Below are 21,045 nucleotides of genomic sequence, written 5' to 3'. Positions count from 1 at the left end.
GGGTTCGTGCTGCAGGACAGAAAACGCCTGCCGTCGCGCTTCTCCGCGCGCGTCTGTGGCGCGCCGACCAGCCGACTTACGCGGGCCGACTGATCAACTCGTTTCGCCTGACATCTCGGCGTCTGCCCTTCCCTTTCTCATATCGACGGATTTACGCACATGAGCGCACCGCGCACCCTCTATGACAAGATTTTCGACGACCACGTCGTCGACCGCCAGGACGACGGCACCTGCCTGCTCTATATCGACCGCCACCTCGTCCATGAGGTGACCAGCCCGCAGGCCTTCGAGGGCCTGCGCATGAGTGGCCGCAAAGTCCGTCATCCCGAAAAGACGCTGGCCGTGGTCGACCACAACGTCTCGACCTCGCCCGAGCGCAAGTTCGGCATCAAGAACGAGGAAAGCCGCATCCAGGTCGAGGCTCTGGCCAAGAACGCCAAGGATTTCGGCGTCGAATATTATTCCGAGAATGACATCCGCCAGGGCATCGTCCACATCATCGGGCCGGAGCAGGGTTTCACCTTGCCCGGCATGACCATCGTCTGCGGCGACAGCCACACCTCCACCCACGGCGCCTTCGGCGCGCTGGCGCACGGCATCGGCACGTCGGAGGTCGAGCACGTGCTGGCGACGCAGACGCTGATCCAGCGTAAGGCCAAGAACATGCTGGTGCGCGTCGACGGCCAGTTGCCGGAAGGCGTCACCGCCAAGGACATTATCCTCGCCATCATCGGGGAGATCGGCACCGCCGGCGGCACCGGCCATGTCATCGAATATGCCGGCGAGGCGATCCGCTCGCTGTCGATGGAAGGCCGCATGACGATCTGCAACATGTCGATCGAGGGCGGCGCGCGCGCCGGCCTGATCGCACCTGACGAGACGACCTTCGCCTATGTCAAGGACAAGCCGCGCGCGCCCAAGGGCGCCGCCTGGGACGCCGCGCTCGCCTACTGGAAGACACTGCAATCCGACGAAGGCGCGCATTTCGACAAGGTGATCGTGCTCGATGCGGCCAAACTGCCGCCGATCGTCTCCTGGGGCTCTTCCCCGGAGGATGTTGTCTCGGTGCAAGGGATTGTGCCGAACCCGGAAGACATCACCGACGAAAACAAGCGCACCTCAAAGCAGCGCGCGCTCGACTATATGGGCCTGACGCCGGGAACGAAGATCACCGACATCGCCCTCGACCGTGTCTTCATCGGCTCCTGCACCAACGGCCGCATCGAGGATCTGCGCGCCGCCGCCAAGGTGGTCGAGGGCAGAAAAGTCAATCCGCGCGTCAACGCCATGATCGTGCCGGGCTCCGGCCTGGTCAAGGAACAGGCCGAGGCCGAAGGGCTGGACAAGATCTTCCTCGCCGCCGGCTTCGACTGGCGCGAGCCGGGCTGCTCGATGTGCCTTGCCATGAACGACGACCGGCTGAAGCCGCATGAGCGCTGCGCCTCGACCTCGAACCGCAATTTCGAGGGCCGGCAGGGCTTCAAGGGGCGCACCCATCTGGTGTCGCCGGCCATGGCTGCGGCGGCGGCGATCGCCGGCCACTTCGTCGATATTCGCGACTGGAAGTAAATCGCGGCTGGTTCGATCGAAACGCAAGGGCCCGGATCGCGATGCGATTCGGGCCTTCTGCTTAAGCGTTCAGAGCATGTTTGGAGCTTCACCGGTCGTCGCGGCGGATGATCTCGTGGAACTGCTCGCGGCGCCCGGGTTCTTCGGCGGCGACCACCAGGGCCAGCCCGCGTTCATCGAAGAGTTTGAACCATTCGTCCCACTCGACCAGCTCATAACCTCCGGCATTGATCGGGCGCTCCGGCTGGTCTTCGTCCTCATAGGCGTGCTGGCCGAATACCAGCCGCAGCATCGCCTGCGTGCCGGCCTCGGGCGACACGTCGACAATGGCCGGAAAGCCGGCGCGTGAAGCGGCCCATGAACGGATTGCCTCGTGATCGGTCAGGGTGATTGTATCGGCCATTATCGGTTCCTCTTCTGCGCTGGACAAACGCAGGTCCGGCGCGCCGGTTCCACGTCACGCTCCGCACCAGCGTGACGCATATTCGCTTTCGCTTAACCGCTTGTTTGGGCTTGCAGCCTAAGGTCTTCCCCGACGTCAAGCGAGGGGAAGTCACGGTCCTTTGGACACCGGCCTGCTGATAGCGTTGCTAAACCCGACGATCGCGCTGGCCCTCGGCGCGGCGTTCCTCGTGCTTTGGTTCTATCAGCGCCACCGTCCCTATCTGGCCGTGCTGGCGGTAAGCTATTCGCTTGCGGCGGCCGGGTTCCTGTTCCAGCATTTCACGCTGCCCGTTGGCCTGGCACCGTCGAAGCTGCTCTCCAACCTATGCTTCTGCGTTGCCGGATCCTGCCTGGCCGGCGCGATCGTGGCGCGGCATGGCCGGCGAGTGCCCTATGCCGGGCTTTGCGTCTTGGCGAGCGGCGGCATGGCCGCCTTTTGCTGGTTCCTGTTCGTCCAGCCGGACCTGACATGGCGGGTCCTCGTCATCAATTTCGCGCTCGGCGGCATCAGCCTGGTGGCGGCCGCCGAATTGCGCAAGGTGCGTGGCAATGGCCCGACGGAAAATATCCTGTTCGTCCTGGCGTTGCTCGCGGGGCTGAATTTCTTCGTGCGCACGCTTGCCGTCATCGTCGCGCACGGGCCTTTCGCGACCTATGACGAGCTCTATACATCATCCTATTGGACGACGGCGTTGCTGTCGCATGCGCTGCTGTCGCTGCTGATCGCGCTTTGCCTGTTCTCCGCCGCCGCGCTCGACGTGATGAAGGCGTTGAAGGTCGAAACCTACACAGATCCGCTGTCTCGCCTCCTCAACCGGCGCGGCTTCGAGCAACGGGCGGCACTGCTCTTGCAACGCTGCGCGGCGGCGAAATTGCCGGTGGCCCTTGTGCTGGCCGATCTCGACCACTTCAAGGCGCTCAACGACCTGCATGGGCATGCCGCGGGCGACCGGGTGATCGCCGACTTCGCCGCCAAGCTTCGCGCCGCCGCCGGTACGCGCGGTGAGGCCGGACGTATCGGCGGCGAGGAATTCGCGGTGCTCCTGCCCTTGACCGATCTTGCCGCCGCGCGGCTGCTCGCAGAGGCCGTGCGCGTGGCCTACTCGGCCGGCGGCGTCGACGGACTTCCGCCCGGCACCAAGGTCACCGCCAGTTTCGGCGTGGCGGCGCGCAGCGGCGACGAAGCGCTGGAGCCGTTGATGCGCCGCGCCGACGAGGCCCTCTACAAGGCCAAGAAGAACGGCCGCGACAGCGTGCGCCTGTCCTATGAGCGGCCGGAAACGCTGTTCGTGCCGGAGCCGCTCAAAGCCGGCTGAAGGCGATCGGCCTGACGTCTTCACCATCCAGGACCGCGCCGCACCGCTTCGTTCCTTGCTTCGCCCTGAAAGGCGATGGCAAACATCGTTCGGCCAATCCCCGAGGCGTGCGCGAGCCTCCGATATGACCTGACGTTAACTTCTTTTTCGCCCGTCGATGGTTTGCTGCCGTCAGGGGCTTGGGAAATCATGGGCGGCGCGGACTTCATCCTTGTCATCAATCTGTTCGTTGCCGGGCTGCTGGCGGCGGCCTTCATGGCGATTGCCGTCTATGACATCGGACGCGTCTCGGCACGCTGGCTGGCGTTCGGCTATGTGCTGGGCATGGCCTATTTCGTCGTGGAATTCAGCATCCCCGCCTTCGACAATGCGCGGCTGGTGGTCGTCGCAGCCTTTGCCGTTTTCCTTGGCGCCACCATCGCCTTCAACGGCGGGCTTGCGCATAGATACGGCGTGACGCCGCCCTGGTCGGCGATGCTCCTGATCCTGGCTGTTGCGTCTGTCGCGGTCTATTTCGCCCAGGATCTGCCGCGCCAGTCCCTAGTCAGCAAGATGGCCTACCAACTGCCCTACGCCGTCATGCAGCTTACCGGGTTCGGCATTGTCTGGTCGTCCAGGCAAAGGCGTGACCGGCTCGATCGGATGCTGATGGCGGTGCTGGCGGCCAGCGCCATGCAGTTCGCCAGCAAGCCATTTATCGCCGATGCGCTTGGCGGCCGCGGCGCCGCCCCGCAATCCTATCTGCAGACCAGCTATGCCCTGGTATCGCAATCGCTCGGCACCGTGTTCGGCGTGGCGCTGGCCTTGCTGGCGCTGGCCATACTGGTGCGCGACGTGCTCGCCGAGGCGACGTCGAAATCGGAAACGGACACGCTGTCGCGGCTCCTCAACCGCGGCGGCTTCGAGCATCACGCCGAGAGGGCGCTGGGGGACGCGGCGCGCCGGGGCGTCCCAGTCGCGCTGGTCATCGCCGATCTCGACCACTTCAAGTCCATCAACGACAATTACGGCCATGCCTCGGGCGACCGGGTCATCGAGGCCTTTGCCCGCTTCCTGCGCGAGGCCGCGGCCGACCACCATGTCGCCGGTCGTATAGGCGGCGAGGAGTTCGCCATCATCCTGCCAGGCACCAACCTTGCCGCCGCGCGGCTGTTCGCCGAAAGCGCGCGCAGCGCCTTCGGGACGCTGCCCATCGACGGGCTCCCCGCCGACAATCGCTGCACGGCAAGCTTCGGCGTCGCCGAGCTTCGTGCCGGCGAGCATTTTTCCGGTCTGATGCGGCGTGCCGATGAAGCGCTCTATCGGGCCAAGGATGCCGGGCGCGACTGCGTGCGCGTTTCCGCCGGGCCAGCCAGGCCAGAGGCCGTGGCGCTGTTCAGCGGCAGGGGCTGAGCTCGGGCATTTCGCCGTCGGAGAGGCCATACATATAACTGCGCCCCTTCACGAACACCGGCGGCCGATAGCAGTCGCCATAGCCCGACATCTCCTCAGCGCCGTTCTCGTAGATCACCTTGGGCTGGCCGGCGCTGGTATAGTCGGACAGCTGCTTGGCGAGATTGCCTTCGCCGACGAGGATGCGCTTGTAGCCGGCGGCACTGTCGATGACGAGATTGCCGAAGGAATCGGCGTAGACCCGATCCTGGTGGCGTCCGTCCGCCAGCGCCGGCGCGGCGAAGCCGACGGCCAATACCGCCACTGTGAACGCCGCAAGGCGCGATCTGCCCGAATTCGAACGCATGGCGTCCTCCATGTTGGAGACAAAGCCTCCTCGAATCGGAAATTAACCTTTTCTTAACCTTTGTTAAGAGGCTGGCGCGGTTCTCACCCATGTCTTGATAAACATGGTTAACGAGGCACATGACGCGATCGTGATCGACGGTCGCGAGGCGCTGGTGATGAAAGCGGGCTCGGCGCCGCTGACCCGCACCCGCTGAGCCGAAGCCCGCGCCCGCCACATATATGCTGCACCGCAGCGAGAACGGGCCGGCTTGGCATCGTCGACGCCTAATCGATTGAAGCCCGGACCTGCTTTTAATAAGACTAAATTACGTTTTCGAAACGGTTTTCTGGCTTTGACGCGGTGCAAAAAGAGCATTAGAAACCGGCTGTCCGAAGTCGCAACCGGAAGCGGCAATGCCGCATTTCCACCTGAGGCTCCAGGAACGCCGAACTGGGGGAGCCATGAGCAAATCACCAGCCACCCGCGAATTCGCCAGACGTGAACGGCCGCTTTCGCCGCACCTCAGCGTGTACCGGCCGCCGATCACCATGACGATGTCGATCATCCATCGCATCACCGGCGGCGCGCTCTATTTCGGCACGCTCCTGGTCGCGATATGGCTGATGGCGGCGGCGAGCTCGCAAGCCACTTTCGATTGGGTGAGCTGGGCCTTCGGAACCTGGCTCGGACGGCTGATCCTGTTCGGCTACACCTGGGCGCTCATGCACCACATGCTGGGCGGCGTGCGCCACCTGATCTGGGATACCGGCGCCGGTCTCGAAAAGCATACCGCCTCCAAGATCGCCTGGGCGACCCTGGCCGGCTCGGTCCTGCTCACGCTGCTGATCTGGATCGCCGGCTATATGGCGCGAGGAGCCTGACCATGAGCACTGGAAAGACCGACATGCGCACGCCGCTGGCGAAAGTCCGCGGCCTGGGCTCGGCCCGCGAAGGCACCGGGCATTTCTGGCGCCAGCGCCTCACGGCAATCGCCAACATCCCGCTGATCCTGTTCTTCACCGGGTTCCTGGTCGCGCTCAACGGCGCCGGTTATGCGGAGGTGCGGGCAGCGCTCGCCAACCCGCTCGTGGCGCTGATGATGGCCCTTGTGCTCATCTCGCCGCTTTATCACATGCGGATCGGCATGCAGGTGATCATCGAGGATTACGTGCATGGCGAAGGCATGAAGCTGGCGCTGATCGCCCTCAACACTTTCTTCACCGTAGCGGTCGGCGTGGCTTCGCTCTTCGCCCTGCTCAAACTGGCATTCGGAGGCTGACGTTTTGGCCAAGGACGCGAAAGAAGCCAATACGGCAGGCTATACCTATGTCGACCACAAATTCGACGTCGTGGTCGTCGGTGCCGGAGGCGCGGGACTGCGCGCTACGCTGGGCATGGCCGAACAGGGCCTGCGCACCGCCTGTATCACCAAGGTTTTCCCGACCCGCTCGCACACGGTGGCGGCGCAGGGCGGCATTGCCGCTTCGCTTTCCAACATGGGCCCGGACTCCTGGCAGTGGCACATGTACGACACCGTCAAGGGTTCGGACTGGCTGGGCGATGTCGACGCCATGGAATATCTGGTGCGTGAAGCGCCAGCCGCCGTCTACGAACTCGAGCACTACGGCGTGCCGTTCTCGCGCACGGAAGAGGGCAAGATCTACCAGCGGCCGTTCGGGGGCCACATGATGAATTACGGCGATGGCCCGCCGGTGCAGCGCACCTGTGCGGCCGCCGACCGCACCGGCCACGCCATCCTGCACACGCTCTACGGCCAGTCGCTGAAGAACAACGCGCAGTTCTTCATCGAGTATTTCGCGCTCGACCTGATCATGGAGCCGGACGGCACATGCACAGGCGTCGTCGCCTGGAATCTCGACGACGGCACCATCCACCGTTTCTCGGCCAAGATGGTTGTGCTGGCGACAGGCGGCTATGGCCGCGCTTATTTCTCGGCGACGTCGGCCCACACCTGCACCGGCGACGGCGGCGGCATGGCCGCGCGGGCGGGGTTCCCTTTACAGGACATGGAGTTCGTGCAGTTCCACCCGACCGGCATCTACGGGGCCGGCTGCCTGATCACCGAAGGCGCGCGCGGCGAGGGCGGCTATCTCGTCAATTCCGAGGGCGAGCGGTTCATGGAGCGCTACGCGCCGTCGGCCAAGGACCTTGCCTCGCGCGATGTCGTCTCGCGCTGCATGACGCTGGAAATCCGCGAAGGCCGCGGCGTCGGCAAGAACAAGGACCATATCTTCCTACACCTCGATCATCTCGATCCGGCGGTGCTGCACGAGCGGCTGCCCGGCATCTCGGAATCGGCAAAGATCTTCGCCGGCGTCGACCTCACCAAGGAGCCGATTCCGGTGCTGCCGACGGTGCACTACAATATGGGCGGCGTGCCGACCAATTACTGGGGCGAGGTGCTCAACCCGACGATCCTTAATCCCGATCGGGTCTCGCCCGGCTTGATGGCGGTAGGCGAGGCCGGGTGCGCCTCGGTGCACGGCGCCAACCGGCTGGGATCGAACTCGCTGATCGACCTGGTCGTGTTCGGCCGCGCGGCGGCGATCCGTGCCGGCCAGGTCATCGACCGCAAATCGGCAATCCCGTCGCCCAACCAGGCCTCGGTCGACAAGATCATGGACCGCTTCGACCGGCTGCGCCACGCCAACGGCTCGACGCCGACGGCGGTTCTGCGCGAAAAGATGCAGCGCGCCATGCAGGAAGACGCGGCGGTGTTCCGCACGCAGGAATCGCTGGAGAACGGTTGCAAGCGCATTTCGCAGATCTGGGGCGAGCTCAAGGACATAAAGGTTTTCGACCGCTCGATGATCTGGAACTCCGACCTGGTGGAGACGCTGGAGCTGGAAAACCTGATGGCCAACGCCATCACCACGGTCTACGGCGCCGAGGCCCGCAAGGAGAGCCGTGGCGCGCACGCGCGGGAGGATTTCTCGGCCCGCGACGACGCCAACTGGCGCAAGCACACGCTCGCCCATCTGAGCGAGACCGGTGAGGTGACGCTCTCCTATCGTCCGGTGCACACCGAACCGCTGCTGGCCGAAAAGGACGGCGGCATCAGTCTCGCCAAGATCGCGCCCAAGGCCAGGGTGTATTGAAATGACGTCCAGCCGCGTCATCCGAAAGGACCTGAGGTAATGGTCGAACTCACGCTCCCCAAGAACTCGAAGATCCAGCAGGGCAAGACCTGGCCGAAGCCGGAAGGCGCGACCAATCTCAGGGAATACCGCATCTACCGCTGGTCGCCGGATGATGACGAGAACCCGCGCATGGACACCTATTTCGTCGACATGGACGATTGCGGGCCGATGGTGCTGGATGCGCTGCTCTGGATCAAGAACAAGATCGACCCGACGCTGACCTTGCGCCGCTCCTGCCGGGAAGGCATCTGCGGCTCCTGCGCCATGAATATCGACGGCTCCAACACGCTCGCCTGCACCAAGGGCTGCGACGACATCTCGGGCGCCGTCAAGATCTACCCGCTGCCGCATATGCCCGTCATCAAGGACCTGGTGCCCGACCTCACCAATTTCTACGCCCAGCACGCCTCGATCGAACCGTGGCTGAAGACGGTCTCGCCGCAGCCCGCCAAGGAATGGCTGCAGAGCCATGAGGAGCGTGAGAAGCTCGACGGGCTCTACGAATGCATATTGTGCGCCTGCTGCTCGACCTCTTGCCCGAGCTATTGGTGGAACGGCGACCGTTATCTCGGCCCGGCAACCCTGCTGCAGGCGTATCGCTGGCTGATCGACAGCCGCGACGAGGCCACGGGCGAGCGGCTCGACAATCTCGAGGACCCCTTCCGGCTCTATCGCTGCCACACCATCATGAACTGCGCGCAGACCTGCCCCAAGGGCTTGAATCCGGCCAAGGCGATCGCGGAAATCAAGAAGATGATGGTGGAGAGAAGGGTTTAGGCGCTCGCTCGCGGCAATCTTGAACGCAGCGATCCTTCGCGCCCCCTTTCTCCGGCAGGACAAAAGGGGCGCTGTCTTGCCAGCTTCAAAAAGGATTGCAATCCAATGACGGACCTCCCCATCCTGTCTCCTCCCGAAGCGCGTGTGCTCGGCTGCCTCATCGAGAAGAAGGAGCTGACGCCGGACGTCTATCCGTTGACCCTCAACGCAGCGCTTGCCGCCGCCAACCAGAAGACGGCGCGCGAGCCCGTCATGGCGCTGGAGCAGACAGAGGTGCACCGGGCGCTAAAGCTGCTCGAGCAGAAGGGGCTGGTGCGGCAGATGTTCGGCTCCCGCGTCGAGCGCTACGAGCACCAGATGGCGCAGCGCTTCTCGCTGACCACGCCTCAGACCGCCTTGGTCGGTCTGCTTTTGCTGCGCGGGCCGCAGACGGCGCATGAATTGTTGGCACGCAGCGAGCGCATGGCAAGGTTTTCATCGATCGAGGATTTGCGCGGTGAACTCGATATGCTGATCGGCCGTCGACCGCCGCTCGTTCAGGAAATCCCGCGCGGTCCAGGCCAACGCGAGGACCGCTATGTGCATCTCCTCGCCGGGCCGGTTGACGTTGCCGCCCTGTCGGCGCAGCGCACTGCATCGGCCGTGCCCGCTTCCGACCTCGAAGCGAGAGTGGAGGCGCTGGAGCAGGAAGTCGCAGCCCTTCGCGCCCGGCTCGACGCGCTGGGCGCCTGAGCGGTCGGGCGTGTCCGGCGCGACCATGCGCGCCGGGATGCCGGGGTCTCAACCGAGCCTGGCGTCGAGCGATACGTTGATGGCGCCCAGCGCTTTGGAAACAGGGCATTCGGCCTTGGCCTTCTCGGCCAATTCCTTGAACTTCGCCGCGTCGATGCCGGGCACCTTGCCGACAAGGGTGATCGCGCTGCCCGTGATGCCGGTGCCGGGAACCAGCGTCACCACGGCCTTGGCGTCGAGTTCGGCTGCCGGGGTGCCGTTCTCGGCCAGGAAATGCGACAGCTGCATGGCGTAGCAGCCGGCGTGCGCGGCCGCGATCAGCTCTTCCGGATTGGTGCCGGATTTGCCGCTCTCGTCCTCGAAGCGTGCCTTGAACGAATAGGGCGTGCCGTTCAGGGTCCCGCTCTGGCTGTCGAGCGTGCCTTTGCCGTCCTTCAGATTGCCCTTCCAGACGGCGGTTGCGGTGCGGTCCATGAATTCCTCCTTGGTTGTCGTGAACTTGTCCAGGTGAGCCCAGCGTCCGGCCAACTATAGCGCGGGCATGCGCGAAGACCACTGCGCTGTTTGGACCACGGCGTGATGACGGTTCATTCCTTTCGAAAAAAATCCGCGTGCAAAAATGTCGGCTTCCATTCGGCCCGACCGTCCTGCGGGCGACCACGGGATTGTGGCCGGATGGAGGTTCACATGGACAATCTGTTTTTCGCAATATGGAAGACCCCGGGCCGCAAGGCTCAACGACGGCAGGACTTCTGGCTGGAGCCGCCGCCGTCCGGTGTCCGCAGGCTGCTGGCGGCTGTCGCCATCGTCGCGGTCGCGGCATGCCTTCTCGACCATGCGGCAGCGGTCGAAGGCAAGGCTGACACGCTCGTCGCCGCATCCTATGATTCATCGCAGCAAGGGAGCGCGAAATGAAATATGTCTGCCTGGTCTATGGTGAGGAGAAAGACCTCCACGCGCTCACTCCGGAAGGATCGGCCAAGCTCGACGCCGATTCGCTGGCCTATGACCGGTCCTTGGACCAACAAGGCAAGCTCATCGTCGCGCAGGCGCTGCAATCGGTGAAGACCTCGAAAACCGTGCGCCGTCGCAAGGGCAAGCGGCTGGTCACCGACGGCCCGTTCGCCGAAACCAAGGAGCAGTTGCTCGGCTTCGTCATGATCGAGGCGAAGGACCTCCAGGAGGCACTGGACATCGCCGGCGGCATTCCGCTGGCCGAACTCGGCACGATCGAGGTCCGGGCGATCTATGACGTGCCCGGGTCATAGATGGCGCGGCGGGTCAGATCGCCTCGCCCTTCAAAAGGCGCGGCGTGCCGGCCGAAAGCCCCGACGCCTGGCGGATGAAGAATTCCTTCAGCCGCGGCATGCGTTCGACCAGGCCGAGGCCGATGTCGCGCACCGCGCGCAGCGGGCCGATATCGTTGGAAAACAGCCGGTTCAGCACATCTGTCGTGACGCCCATCTGCACCGTGTCGAAACGGCGCCATTGCTGGTAACGCTCGAGCACGTCGAGCGCGCCGATATCCTGGCCCAGCCGGTCGGCTTCGACGATCACCTCGGCCAGGGCGGCGACATCCTTGAAGCCGAGATTGAGGCCCTGGCCGGCGATCGGGTGGATGCCGTGGGCGGCATCGCCGGCAAGCGCCACGCGCGGCGCGACGAAGGCGCGCGCGATGGTAAGACCCAGCGGCCAGGCGCGCGGCTTGTCGGCGACGCGGATCTCGCCAAGCTTGAGGCCGAAACGCTGTTCCAGCTCATGCTCGAAGAGGAGGTCGTCGCCGGCGACCAGCGTCTGAGCATCTTCCGACCGCTCGACCCAGACGATCGACGAGCGGTTGGAGCCGTCCTCGCCCGGCTTCAGCGGCAGCGTGGCGAAGGGGCCGGCGGGCAGGAAATGCTCTTCGGCACGGCCGTTGTGGGGCCGTTCATGTGCCACGGTGCAGACGATGCCGGACTGGCCGTATTCCCACTTCACCGTCTTGATGCCGGCCATGTCGCGCAGCTTCGAGTTGACGCCGTCGGCGGCGACCAGCAGCCGCGCCTTCAGCGTCGCGCCGTCGGCCAGATGCACGGTGATGCCCGCACCATTGGTTTCGAACCCTTGCACGGCAACGCCTTCGATGATGTCGACGCCGAGCTTTTCGGCGCTGCGGCGCAAGGCGCCGTTCAGCACCCGGTTGGCCACCATATGCGCGAAGGGCTCGCCCGGCGCCACCTCGCCGTCGAAAGTGAGGAAGACCGGGCGCACCGGATCGGCGGTACGCGAATCGGTGATGATCATCTCGGTGATCGCCTGCGCTTCCGGCGCGATCTCGGCCCAGACGCCGAGCCGCTCGAGCATGCGGCAGGCGGCCGCCGCAATGGCCGAGGCGCGGCCGTCCCTTTGCCAGGAGCCGGCGGGTGCGGCATCGACCAGGGCCACGGCAAGCTCCGGTTGCGCCTGTTTCAGCGACACGGCGGCAGCCAGGCCGACATAGCCGGCGCCGGCGACCAGAACATCGAGCCCGGACCTGGTTTTCGCCTCTGCCTTGCCTTCCATGGTCTTCGCTCCTTGCAAGCCAGCCTGCCATCCGCCCTTGACGGCCCGTCCTTCCTGTCGGAAACCCGCCGAGGAAATCTTGAGGCGAGGTCACGACACATGACGGCGGCCATGGACGAGCTTCTGCGCATTCTCGACCTCGAGAGGCTGGAACACAATCTGTATCGTGGTCGCAGCCCCCAGGTGGAGTGGCAGCGCGTGTTCGGCGGCCAGACCATCGCCCAGGCGCTGGTGGCGGCGCAGCGGACCGTGGAGCCCGACCGCTACGTGCATTCGCTGCACGGCTATTTTATGCGGCCGGGCGACATCAAGGTGCCGATCATCTACGAGGTCGACCGCATCCGCGACGGCGGCTCCTTCACCACCCGCCGGGTGCTGGCGATCCAGCACGGGAACGCGATCTTCTCGCTGGAGGCCTCGTTCCAGGTCGATGAGAAGGGGCTGGAGCACCAGTTCGCTTTGCCCGACGACGTGCCGCCGCCGGAAGGGCTGAAGACGCAGCGCCAACTGCTCGAAAAGGCCGACCGGGTGCCGGAAGCGGTGCGACGCTTCTGGGCGCGCGAGCGGCCGCTGGAGCTCAGGCCGGTCAATCTCCAGCACTATGAAAGCCGTGACAAGCTGCCGCCCCGGCAGAATGTCTGGATCCGCCTCGCCGGTCCCGTCCCAGACGACCGCGCGCTGCAATCGGTGTTGCTCGCCTATCTCTCCGACATGACGCTGCTCGACACCTCGACCTTCGCGCATGGGCGCGGGCTGTTCGATCCCGACATCCAGGCGGCCAGCCTCGACCATTCGATGTGGTTCCACCGCCCGCATTCGCTCGACGGCTGGCTGCTCTACGCGCAGGACAGCCCCTCGAGCTCGGGATCGCGCGGATTCAGCCGCGGCACGCTTTATGCCCGCGACGGCACGCTGATCGCCTCGATGGCCCAGGAAGGCTTGATCCGGCTCAAGCGTTGAGCAGTCCTTTCGACCAAAGCCCGCCAAATAGGCGTTTTCTGAAAACTGCTTAATTATTGAGCAGAAGCTGTGCCGCGCTCATCGGTACGGTGCGATCGCCGGTGCGTCAATTCCTTTGTTTACAACCAGTTAACACGCTGCTTCGGCAATTGGCACGGAGCTTGAATCCTCGTCGGCACTCTCCGGCTCCTCGGGATCGGTGAAGGTGTGCAAACGCGGGGGACCGCAACAGCAAAAGGGTGAAACCTTATGAAAATCGTGATGGCAATCATCAAGCCGTTCAAGCTCGACGAGGTACGCGAAGCGCTTACCGCCGTCGGCATCCAGGGCCTGACCGTCACCGAAGTCAAAGGCTACGGGCGTCAGAAGGGGCACACGGAAATCTATCGCGGGGCGGAATACGCGGTCAGTTTCCTGCCGAAGATCAAGATCGAGGTCGCGGTCAGCGCCGACATGGTCGACAAGGCCGTGGAGGCCATCACCGCAGCCGCCAAGACCGGTCAGATCGGCGACGGCAAGATCTTCGTTTTCGGCATCGACCAGGCGGTGCGCATCCGCACCGGCGAAACAGACACCGACGCGCTCTGAAGCGGCGAACACGTATTCCAATGGAGAGTTCAATGAATATTCCTTCCACCTTGAAGAAGACGGGACGCGCCGCCCTTTTTGGCTCGCTCGCTCTCGCAGCGTTGGGCAGCGTCGCCGCCCTCGCGCAGGAAGCGGCTCCGGCCGCGGCTGCCGCCGCCCCGGCCGCTCCCACCCCGGTGCTCGACACCGGCAACACCGCCTGGATGCTGACTTCGACGGCGCTGGTGCTGATGATGACCATCCCCGGCCTGGCACTGTTCTACGGCGGCATGGTGCGCAAGAAGAACGTGCTTGCCACCGTCATGCAGAGCTTCGCCATCACCTGCCTGGTGACGGTGCTGTGGTTCATGTTCGGCTATTCGCTGGCCTTTTCCGACGGCGGCGGCATGAATGCCTATCTCGGGGGCTTCTCGAAGTTCTTCCATCACGGCATCACCACCTCGACGCTGTGGGCGCCGGGCGTGGCTAACATTCCTGAATTCGTCTTTTCGATGTTCCAGATGACCTTCGCCATCATCACCCCGGCCCTGATCGCCGGCGCCTTTGCCGAGCGCATGAAGTTCTCGGCCCTGCTGATCTTCATGGCGCTGTGGCTGCTGGTCGTCTATGCGCCGATCGCGCATTGGGTCTGGGGCGGCGGCTTCCTCGGCGCTGCCGGCGTGCTCGACTTCGCCGGCGGCACGGTCGTCCATATCAATGCCGGTGTCGCGGGTCTCGTCTGCGCCCTGGTCCTGGGCAAGCGCGAAGGCTACGGCACCACCAACATGGCGCCGCATAACCTGGTCTATTCCGTGATCGGCGCTTCGCTGCTGTGGGTCGGCTGGTTCGGCTTCAACGCCGGTTCGGAACTCGCCGCCGACGGCCTCGCCGGTGCCGCGATGCTCAACACCCAGGTTGCCACCGCGGCAGCGGCGCTGGCCTGGATGTTCGCCGAATGGATCGTCGCCAAGAAGCCCTCGGTGCTCGGCATCATCTCCGGCGCCGTCGCCGGCCTTGTCGCGGTGACGCCGGCTTCCGGCTTCGTCAACCCGACGGGCGCCTTCATCGTCGGCATCGTCGCCGGCGTCGTCTGCTACATCTCGGCGGTCAAGGTAAAGCACATGTTCGGCTATGACGACTCGCTCGATGCCTTCGGTGTCCATGGCGTCGGCGGCGTGGTCGGCGCATTGCTGACCGGCGTGCTCGCCGACCCGGCAATCAACAGCCTGTCCTCGGGCGCGTCGATCGGCAAGCAGCTCTACGGCATCGTCTTCACCATCCTGTGGACGGCAATCGCCACCTTCGTCATCCTCTACATCGTCAAGGCGCTCGTCGGCCTGCGTCCATCGACCCAGGAAGAGGTCGAGGGTCTCGACATCAGCCAGCACGGCGAAGTGGTGCCGTAAGGCCTCTTTGCCATGGGACCGGCGGACCTCCTCCCGCCGGTCCCATCTCTTTCGGTAATCACGTACGGAAAACCGCTGCACGTCTTCCGGAACTGTTTTGAAATCCCGTCGTGACGCTCCGCAAGGTGCTCACGCCTTGAGGCCCGGATCGCTCCGGGCCTCTTTTTTTGGAGCCCGTTTGGTTGGACGAGCGCAATCACGTTCGCGTGATTGAGATTTTCGAGGAAACATCGGCCGTCTTGGCATCGAACTCCCGGGCACGACCACTGTTCGGCGGTCGTTGCAAACAATAGGGAAGGAAACTATCCAATGAACGTCAAGAATATCTGTCTCGGCGCGCTCGCTCTTTCCATGGTCAGCGGCATGGCATTTGCCGGGGCTCTCGACGAACCCGACAATATGGCCCCGTTCTTCACCGATTCCAGCATGAAAACCATGAAGCCGATGGCGGAATTCAAGACCGCTTTCATGGCCATGCCAATGGAAAAGCAGGATGCGATGAAGAAGGAATGCCAGGACGCGGCGATGAGCAAGCCGCACGCCGAGTTCTGCGCCAACGTCCAGGCGCTCGGCGGAGCCAACTGAGACCGCGGCGGATCAGGCCCACCGAGCCTGGTCACCCTGCCGTTGCCGATGCAGAAATGGCGGGCCGTGAGGCTCGCCATTGTTATTTGCGGCAGGCGGCTGGGGCCCTTGCCATGGTTAATGCGGCCTTAACCTTCCCACGCATAGTCTGGCAGCCAAATCTGCCGAAGTGCGTCACGCGCTCGGGCCAGGCAATCACTGACGGGGAAGAGCATGCGTTCAGGGGCTTCAGCACCGCTCGCGCTGACCGATACGGGGCACGGCATCCAGGCATTCGCGCGACGCCAGGTCGGCCGGCTTGTCGGCGCCGGCATGTTCGCGTTCACCGCCTTCGGCGTCGCCAGCCTTGCCACCTGGAATGTCGCCGACCCGAGCTTCTCGCACGCCACAGCCAACACCGTCACCAATGCCATGGGATATGCGGGTGCGGTCTTCTCCGACATCGCCATGCAGTTCTTCGGCCTTGCCGCCGTGGCGGCGCTGGTTCCGGCCGTGATCTGGGGATATCTGCTGTTTTCGGCGCGCGGCGTCGACAGGCTGCCCAGGCGCGGTCTGTTCTGGTTCGGCTTTGCCCTGCTGGCCGCTGCGATCGCCGGCTGCGTGGTGCCGCCCAAGACCTGGCCGCTGCCGACCGGGCTCGGCGGCGTGTTCGGCGACATGGTACTGAAGATTCCGGGCGTCGTCATCGGTGGCTATCCGACCGGGCTGGTGGCCAGCGTGCTCGCCATTCTGATGGCCGGTCCGGCGCTATGGCTATTCGCCTACGGTTCGGCGCTGATCGCACGCAAGAACGGTTTCGCCGTCATGGAGGAACCGGCCGCCGCCGATCCGCGTGAGGATGAGCTGCTGTTCGACAATGACGAGGATGAAGGCGACGAAGGCATACTGGCGCTCGGCGCAATGACCCATTGGTGGCTTTCGTTCCGCGCGTGGATGCACCGCCGCGCCGTGCGCCGCAGGCAGCGGCGGGACGAATTCGAGCCGGGAATGGAACCGCGCGCCAGCGCCTGGCGGCGTGCCGCCGAACGGGTCGAATCGGCCGAGTTCGCCGAGCAGCGGATGAGCCCGGATGGCCGTGCCCGCGTCGAACCGGAATTCTTCGCCGCCATGGTCAACGACCGCAGCGTTTCCGTCGATCCGGACGATGACGTCTTCGACGGTCGCTTCGACACCGGCGATGACGATGTCGATTTCGACGATGAACCCCTCGTCCAGCGTCGCGCGGCTTCCACCGCCAAGGTCCAGCCGTTCCGCTCGGATGCCGCCACGCGCGTTGAAGCGCCGGCGCCGCGCCCGGCTCCGGGTGCGCGCGTCCAGCGCGAGGCGCAGACCTCGTTGATCGGCTCGGAAAAATTCGAGATGCCGTCGCTGCATTTCCTGTCCGAACCGAAGAACGTCGCGCGCGACCCGAGCCTCTCGAAAGACGCGCTGGAACAGAACGCCCGCCTGCTCGAAGGCGTGCTGGAGGATTTCGGCGTCAAGGGCGAGATCATCCATGTCCGCCCCGGCCCCGTCGTCACGCTCTATGAGCTGGAGCCTGCGCCAGGCATCAAATCATCGCGCGTCATCGGCCTCTCCGACGACATCGCCCGCTCGATGAGCGCCATCGCCTGCCGCGTCGCCGTGGTGCCGGGCCGCAACGCCATCGGCATCGAATTGCCGAACGCCAAGCGCGAGACGGTGTATCTCAGGGAAATCATGGCCAGCCGCGATTTCGAGACCACCAAGGCCAAGCTGGCGCTGGCGCTGGGCAAGACCATCAACGGCGAGGCGGTCATCGTCGATATCGCCAAGATGCCGCACGTCTTGGTCGCCGGCACCACCGGCTCGGGCAAGTCGGTCGCCATCAACACCATGATCCTGTCGCTGCTCTACCGGCTGACGCCGCAGGAATGCCGGCTGATCATGATCGATCCCAAGATGCTGGAGCTCTCGGTCTATGACGGCATCCCGCACCTTTTGACGCCTGTCGTCACCGACCCGAAGAAGGCGGTGGTTGCGCTGAAATGGACCGTGCGGGAGATGGAAGACCGCTACCGCAAGATGTCGAAGGTCGGCGTGCGCAATATCGACGGTTTCAACGCACGCGTCCAACAGGCGGAGAAGAAGGGCGAAAAGATCTCGCGCACGGTGCAGACCGGCTTCGACCGCCAGACCGGCGAGGCGATCTACGAGACCGAGAATCTCGACCTTGAGCCGATGCCTTACATCGTCGTCATCATCGACGAAATGGCCGATCTGATGATGGTTGCCGGCAAGGACATCGAGGGTGCCGTCCAGCGCCTGGCGCAGATGGCGCGCGCCGCCGGCATCCATGTCATCATGGCGACGCAACGTCCGTCTGTCGACGTGATCACCGGTACCATCAAGGCCAACTTCCCCACCCGCATCTCCTTCCAGGTAACGTCGAAGATCGACAGCCGCACCATCTTGGGCGAGCAAGGCGCCGAGCAGCTGCTCGGCATGGGCGACATGCTCTACATGGCCGGCGGCGGCCGCATCCAGCGCGTGCACGGCCCGTTCGTCTCCGACGACGAGGTCGAGAAGATCGTCGCGCATCTGAAGCTGCAGGGCGTGCCGGAATATCTCGACGCCATCACCGAGGACGATGATGAGGACGAGGACGAGCCCTCCGGCAAGGGCGGCTCGGGCGGCGGCGGCGGCAATTTCGAGGATTCCGACGATCCTTACGACCAGGCGGTGTCCGTGGTGTTGCGCGACGGCAAGGCCTCGACCAGCTACATCCAGCGGCGTCTGGGCATCGGCTACAACCGCGCCGCTTCGATCATCGAGAAGATGGAAAAAGAAGGCATTGTCGGCCCCGCCAACCATGCCGGAAAACGCGAGATCCTGGTGCCGACCGAAGAGGACAAATTCTGATCGCGACAAATACCGGCGGCAACTTTGAACCTTCTGGCGCGTTCAAGCGGTCAAGCAGTGTTCGCGCCGTCAAACTTCAGCCCAACTGGGGGTTCAGGACAACAACAAATCAGGACTCAAGATGAGAGTGACCGACATGAAAAACGATCTTTCCGCGCTCGGCGATCTTGCCCCGACGCGCCGTCAGTTGCTTGGCCTCGGCCTGGTGCTCGCGGGCGCTGCCGCCCTCAACGTGGTGCCCGGATTCGAGCTGCTGGCATCCGCGCAGGCGGCCGTGCCGGCGGCCGCGCAGAAGATCGCCGATCATTTTTCCTCGGTTAAGTCGATGAGCGGCGAATTCGTGCAGTTCGGCCCCAAGGGCGAACAGACCGGCGGCAAGTTCTTCCTGGAAAGACCGGGCAAGATCCGTTTCAATTATGACGGATCCTCGAATTTCCGGGTGATTTCGGACGGCAAGTCGGTGGTCATCCTCAACAAGAAACTGAACACGTCCGATCTTTATCCCTTGTCGAAGACGCCGCTGAAACTGTTGCTCGACGACCGGATCGATCTCTCCGGAAACCGCGTCAAGAGCGTCAAGGAAGAGGACGACCTCACCACCATCCAGCTCTCGGACAAGTCGGTGTTCGGCAATGCGCGGATCACCATGATGTTCGATCCGAAGACCTATGATCTGCGCCAGTGGACGATCACCGATGCGCAGGGCAAGGACACCACGGTGATGATCTTCAACACCAAGGAAGGCGTCAGCTTCGCTCCCGACACGTTTGCCATCGACTATACGGCCAATCGCGAGCTGAATACGAAAACCAGATAGCTTTCCTCGCGCTGGCGAAGCCTTTCGTGCAGTTTCGGCGGCGCGGCGCCGACCTCCGCAACTGCTGCAATGCTTGTCTTTATGGCGCGGGGCTGGCAGTAGTTCGGCGATCTTTCGCCGGACCCGCCAAATGCCCTTTTCCATCGCCACCTGGAACATAAATTCCGTTCGCCTGCGCATGCCGATCATCGAGCGCCTGCTCGATGAATACGCGCCCGATGTGCTTTGCCTGCAGGAAACAAAAGTTCCCGACGAGCTGTTCCCCGAAAAGGCCTTCCGCAGGCTCGGCTACGGGCACATCGCCTTTCACGGTCAGAAGGGCTATCACGGCGTGGCGACGGTCGCGCGCCGGCCGATCGCGGTGGTCGAGAAGCGCCGCTTCTGCGACATCGACGACAGCCGGCATTTGTCGGTGACCGTGCGGGCCGGCGGCAAGACGATCCTGCTGCACAATTTCTACGTTCCGGCGGGCGGTGACGAACCGGACCCGGAAGTCAACCGCAAATTCAGGCACAAGCTCGATTTCGTCGCCGAGATGAACGCAATCCGCGCCGAACACAGCGAAGTGTCCGCCTCGGTCCTGGTCGGCGACCTCAACATCGCGCCGCTCGAACACGATGTCTGGTCGCATAAGCAACTGCTCAACGTGGTCAGCCATACGCCGGTCGAGACGGAGAGTTTCGAGGCCATGCGGCTGGCCGGCGACTGGGTCGACCTGATGCGGCTCAACGTGCCATCAGAACAGAAGCTCTACACCTGGTGGAGCTACCGCGCGCAGGACTGGGAGGCATCCAACCGCGGCCGGCGGCTTGACCATGTCTGGTCGTCACCGAACCTGGTGCCTGATTTCACCGGCTACGAAATCCTGCGGGCGGCGCGTGGCTGGGAACGTCCCTCGGACCATGTTCCGGTCATCGCGCGGTTCAACCTGGACTGATCAGCCGGGCCGGCGCTTTTCCCACTCCGGCGACAATTGCGTCAAGCCGCTCGGTCGCCATGATGAAGGGCAGGTCATTTTCGGTGGCGCGAACCAGCCGGAACTCCACCTGTCTCTCCCGTTCACTCGGAAAAGCGCGGCGCCAGCTTCTCGATGCGGTGGATCATTGCCTGAAAGTCTTCCAGGATGCGCTGGTGGAGCTGTGCCGCCAAATCCGGATATTCCTCCAGGATGCGGCGGAACATCTTTCGGCTGAGCCGGATCACCTCCGAATCGACCGCGGCCGATGCACTGGTCAGCCGGTTGGTGTCGGCGATCAGCGCCAGTTCGCTCAGCATGGTGCCGGGGCTGGCCGTGCCGATAGGGATGCGTCCGCCTGCCTGCTCGCGGTAGAGCACGATCTCTCCGCTGACCACGATATAGGCCGAATCAGCCATATCGTCCTCGCGATAGAGCTTGTGGTCTGCCTGCAGCAGCATGGTCTCGGCGCCGAAGGCGAGCAGGCGCAATTGTTCCTGCGTGAAGCCCTCGAAAAGCCTCACGGCTGACAGGATGCGGATGTCGTCATCCAGCGCCATCTAGCTGTGTCCCCGAACGGTCAGTCCAATCCCTCCTCTGCGGTGCGATCCAGAA

General features: G+C 64.1%; 22 protein-coding genes. 17 read left to right on the top strand and 5 right to left on the bottom strand.

The annotated features are described in order from the left end of the window. Positions 1–159: 159 nt before the first annotated feature. Positions 160–1,569: a 3-isopropylmalate dehydratase large subunit gene (gene leuC, locus FJ986_RS08270; RefSeq protein ID WP_140673928.1), complete on the top strand. Its 1,410-nt coding sequence runs from the start codon at positions 160–162 to the stop codon at positions 1,567–1,569. Positions 1,570–1,657: 88 nt separating this feature from the next. Here the strand turns inward: leuC and FJ986_RS08265 are convergent, their stop codons facing one another. Further along, positions 1,658–1,972, bottom strand: a complete 315-nt coding sequence (locus FJ986_RS08265) for a hypothetical protein (RefSeq protein ID WP_140492726.1) — start codon at positions 1,970–1,972, stop codon at positions 1,658–1,660. A 160-nt stretch (positions 1,973–2,132) separates the two neighbouring features. On the opposite strand from FJ986_RS08265, the gene FJ986_RS08260 reads away from it, so the two are divergent. Together FJ986_RS08260 and FJ986_RS08255 are read left to right on the top strand one after the other, a co-directional pair. Next, entirely contained in the window at positions 2,133–3,329 is a 1,197-nt protein-coding gene (locus tag FJ986_RS08260; RefSeq protein ID WP_140662750.1) for a GGDEF domain-containing protein, read from the top strand. 189 nt (positions 3,330–3,518) lie between these two features. Beyond that, positions 3,519–4,721 carry a GGDEF domain-containing protein gene (locus FJ986_RS08255; RefSeq protein ID WP_140559265.1) on the top strand — a complete coding sequence of 401 codons (1,203 nt, stop codon included), beginning with the start codon at positions 3,519–3,521 and terminating at the stop codon, positions 4,719–4,721. On the opposite strand, the gene FJ986_RS08250 is transcribed toward FJ986_RS08255, so the two are convergent. After that, positions 4,705–5,067, bottom strand: coding sequence for a hypothetical protein (locus FJ986_RS08250; RefSeq protein ID WP_140559264.1), 363 nt, complete (start codon positions 5,065–5,067; stop codon positions 4,705–4,707). The two genes, FJ986_RS08255 and FJ986_RS08250, sit on opposite strands and share 17 nt — an antisense overlap. Before the next feature lie 443 nt (positions 5,068–5,510). Between FJ986_RS08250 and sdhC the strand changes: the two genes are divergently transcribed. The 5 genes from sdhC to FJ986_RS08225 all read left to right on the top strand — a co-directional run bounded on the left by sdhC (position 5,511) and on the right by FJ986_RS08225 (position 9,719). Then, positions 5,511–5,930 carry a succinate dehydrogenase, cytochrome b556 subunit gene (sdhC, locus tag FJ986_RS08245; protein WP_140518100.1) on the top strand — a complete coding sequence of 140 codons (420 nt, stop codon included), beginning with the start codon at positions 5,511–5,513 and terminating at the stop codon, positions 5,928–5,930. 2 nt (positions 5,931–5,932) lie between these two features. Beyond that, the gene (sdhD, locus tag FJ986_RS08240; RefSeq protein ID WP_140518101.1) at positions 5,933–6,328 is read left to right on the top strand and encodes a succinate dehydrogenase, hydrophobic membrane anchor protein; all 396 of its coding nucleotides are present in this window, start codon (positions 5,933–5,935) and stop codon (positions 6,326–6,328) included. Between the two features lie 4 nt (positions 6,329–6,332). Beyond that, positions 6,333–8,168, top strand: a complete 1,836-nt coding sequence (gene sdhA, locus FJ986_RS08235) for a succinate dehydrogenase flavoprotein subunit (RefSeq protein WP_140518102.1) — start codon at positions 6,333–6,335, stop codon at positions 8,166–8,168. Between the two features lie 39 nt (positions 8,169–8,207). Then, positions 8,208–8,987: a succinate dehydrogenase iron-sulfur subunit gene (locus FJ986_RS08230; protein WP_140518103.1), complete on the top strand. Its 780-nt coding sequence runs from the start codon at positions 8,208–8,210 to the stop codon at positions 8,985–8,987. Between the two features lie 105 nt (positions 8,988–9,092). Next, positions 9,093–9,719, top strand: coding sequence for a DUF480 domain-containing protein (locus FJ986_RS08225; protein WP_140559263.1), 627 nt, complete (start codon positions 9,093–9,095; stop codon positions 9,717–9,719). A gap of 48 nt (positions 9,720–9,767) precedes the next feature. On the opposite strand, the gene FJ986_RS08220 is transcribed toward FJ986_RS08225, so the two are convergent. Beyond that, positions 9,768–10,193, bottom strand: a complete 426-nt coding sequence (locus tag FJ986_RS08220; RefSeq protein WP_140492697.1) for an OsmC family protein — start codon at positions 10,191–10,193, stop codon at positions 9,768–9,770. A 213-nt stretch (positions 10,194–10,406) separates the two neighbouring features. On the opposite strand from FJ986_RS08220, the gene FJ986_RS08215 reads away from it, so the two are divergent. Next, positions 10,407–10,634 carry a hypothetical protein gene (locus tag FJ986_RS08215; protein ID WP_140492694.1) on the top strand — a complete coding sequence of 76 codons (228 nt, stop codon included), beginning with the start codon at positions 10,407–10,409 and terminating at the stop codon, positions 10,632–10,634. After that, on the top strand, positions 10,631–10,987 hold the full coding sequence (locus tag FJ986_RS08210; RefSeq protein WP_140550698.1) for a YciI family protein: 357 nt from the start codon (positions 10,631–10,633) through the stop codon (positions 10,985–10,987). The genes FJ986_RS08215 and FJ986_RS08210 overlap by 4 nt, the downstream gene beginning before the upstream one ends. A gap of 13 nt (positions 10,988–11,000) precedes the next feature. On the opposite strand, the gene FJ986_RS08205 is transcribed toward FJ986_RS08210, so the two are convergent. Beyond that, on the bottom strand, positions 11,001–12,260 hold the full coding sequence (locus FJ986_RS08205; protein ID WP_140670632.1) for a ubiquinone biosynthesis hydroxylase: 1,260 nt from the start codon (positions 12,258–12,260) through the stop codon (positions 11,001–11,003). Between the two features lie 99 nt (positions 12,261–12,359). Here FJ986_RS08205 and tesB point away from each other — a divergent pair, with 99 nt between their 5' ends. From tesB to FJ986_RS08170, 7 genes are all read left to right on the top strand, one after another. Then, a complete protein-coding gene (gene tesB, locus FJ986_RS08200; RefSeq protein WP_140524665.1) occupies positions 12,360–13,220 on the top strand; it encodes an acyl-CoA thioesterase II in 861 nt (286 codons plus the stop codon). Positions 13,221–13,469: 249 nt separating this feature from the next. Next, positions 13,470–13,808, top strand: a complete 339-nt coding sequence (locus FJ986_RS08195; RefSeq protein WP_013528889.1) for a P-II family nitrogen regulator — start codon at positions 13,470–13,472, stop codon at positions 13,806–13,808. 32 nt (positions 13,809–13,840) lie between these two features. Beyond that, positions 13,841–15,193 carry an ammonium transporter gene (locus FJ986_RS08190; RefSeq protein ID WP_140492683.1) on the top strand — a complete coding sequence of 451 codons (1,353 nt, stop codon included), beginning with the start codon at positions 13,841–13,843 and terminating at the stop codon, positions 15,191–15,193. 309 nt (positions 15,194–15,502) lie between these two features. Beyond that, the gene (locus FJ986_RS08185; protein WP_140513949.1) at positions 15,503–15,778 is read left to right on the top strand and encodes a hypothetical protein; all 276 of its coding nucleotides are present in this window, start codon (positions 15,503–15,505) and stop codon (positions 15,776–15,778) included. Positions 15,779–15,991: 213 nt separating this feature from the next. Then, complete coding sequence (locus FJ986_RS08180) at positions 15,992–18,658, top strand: DNA translocase FtsK (RefSeq protein WP_140524664.1); 2,667 nt, start codon at positions 15,992–15,994, stop codon at positions 18,656–18,658. A gap of 136 nt (positions 18,659–18,794) precedes the next feature. Next, positions 18,795–19,475, top strand: a complete 681-nt coding sequence (locus tag FJ986_RS08175; RefSeq protein WP_140513951.1) for an outer membrane lipoprotein carrier protein LolA — start codon at positions 18,795–18,797, stop codon at positions 19,473–19,475. 130 nt (positions 19,476–19,605) lie between these two features. Then, a complete protein-coding gene (locus FJ986_RS08170; RefSeq protein ID WP_140492674.1) occupies positions 19,606–20,412 on the top strand; it encodes an exodeoxyribonuclease III in 807 nt (268 codons plus the stop codon). 122 nt (positions 20,413–20,534) lie between these two features. Here the strand turns inward: FJ986_RS08170 and FJ986_RS08160 are convergent, their stop codons facing one another. Then, entirely contained in the window at positions 20,535–20,990 is a 456-nt protein-coding gene (locus tag FJ986_RS08160) for a cyclic nucleotide-binding domain-containing protein (protein WP_140524662.1), read from the bottom strand. Positions 20,991–21,045: the final 55 nt, after the last annotated feature.

This window comes from Mesorhizobium sp. B1-1-1 (genome assembly GCF_006442955.1).
In the GTDB taxonomy this organism is placed as follows: Bacteria; Pseudomonadota; Alphaproteobacteria; order Rhizobiales; family Rhizobiaceae; genus Mesorhizobium.
This window is presented reverse-complemented; position numbering and strand designations above follow the sequence as displayed.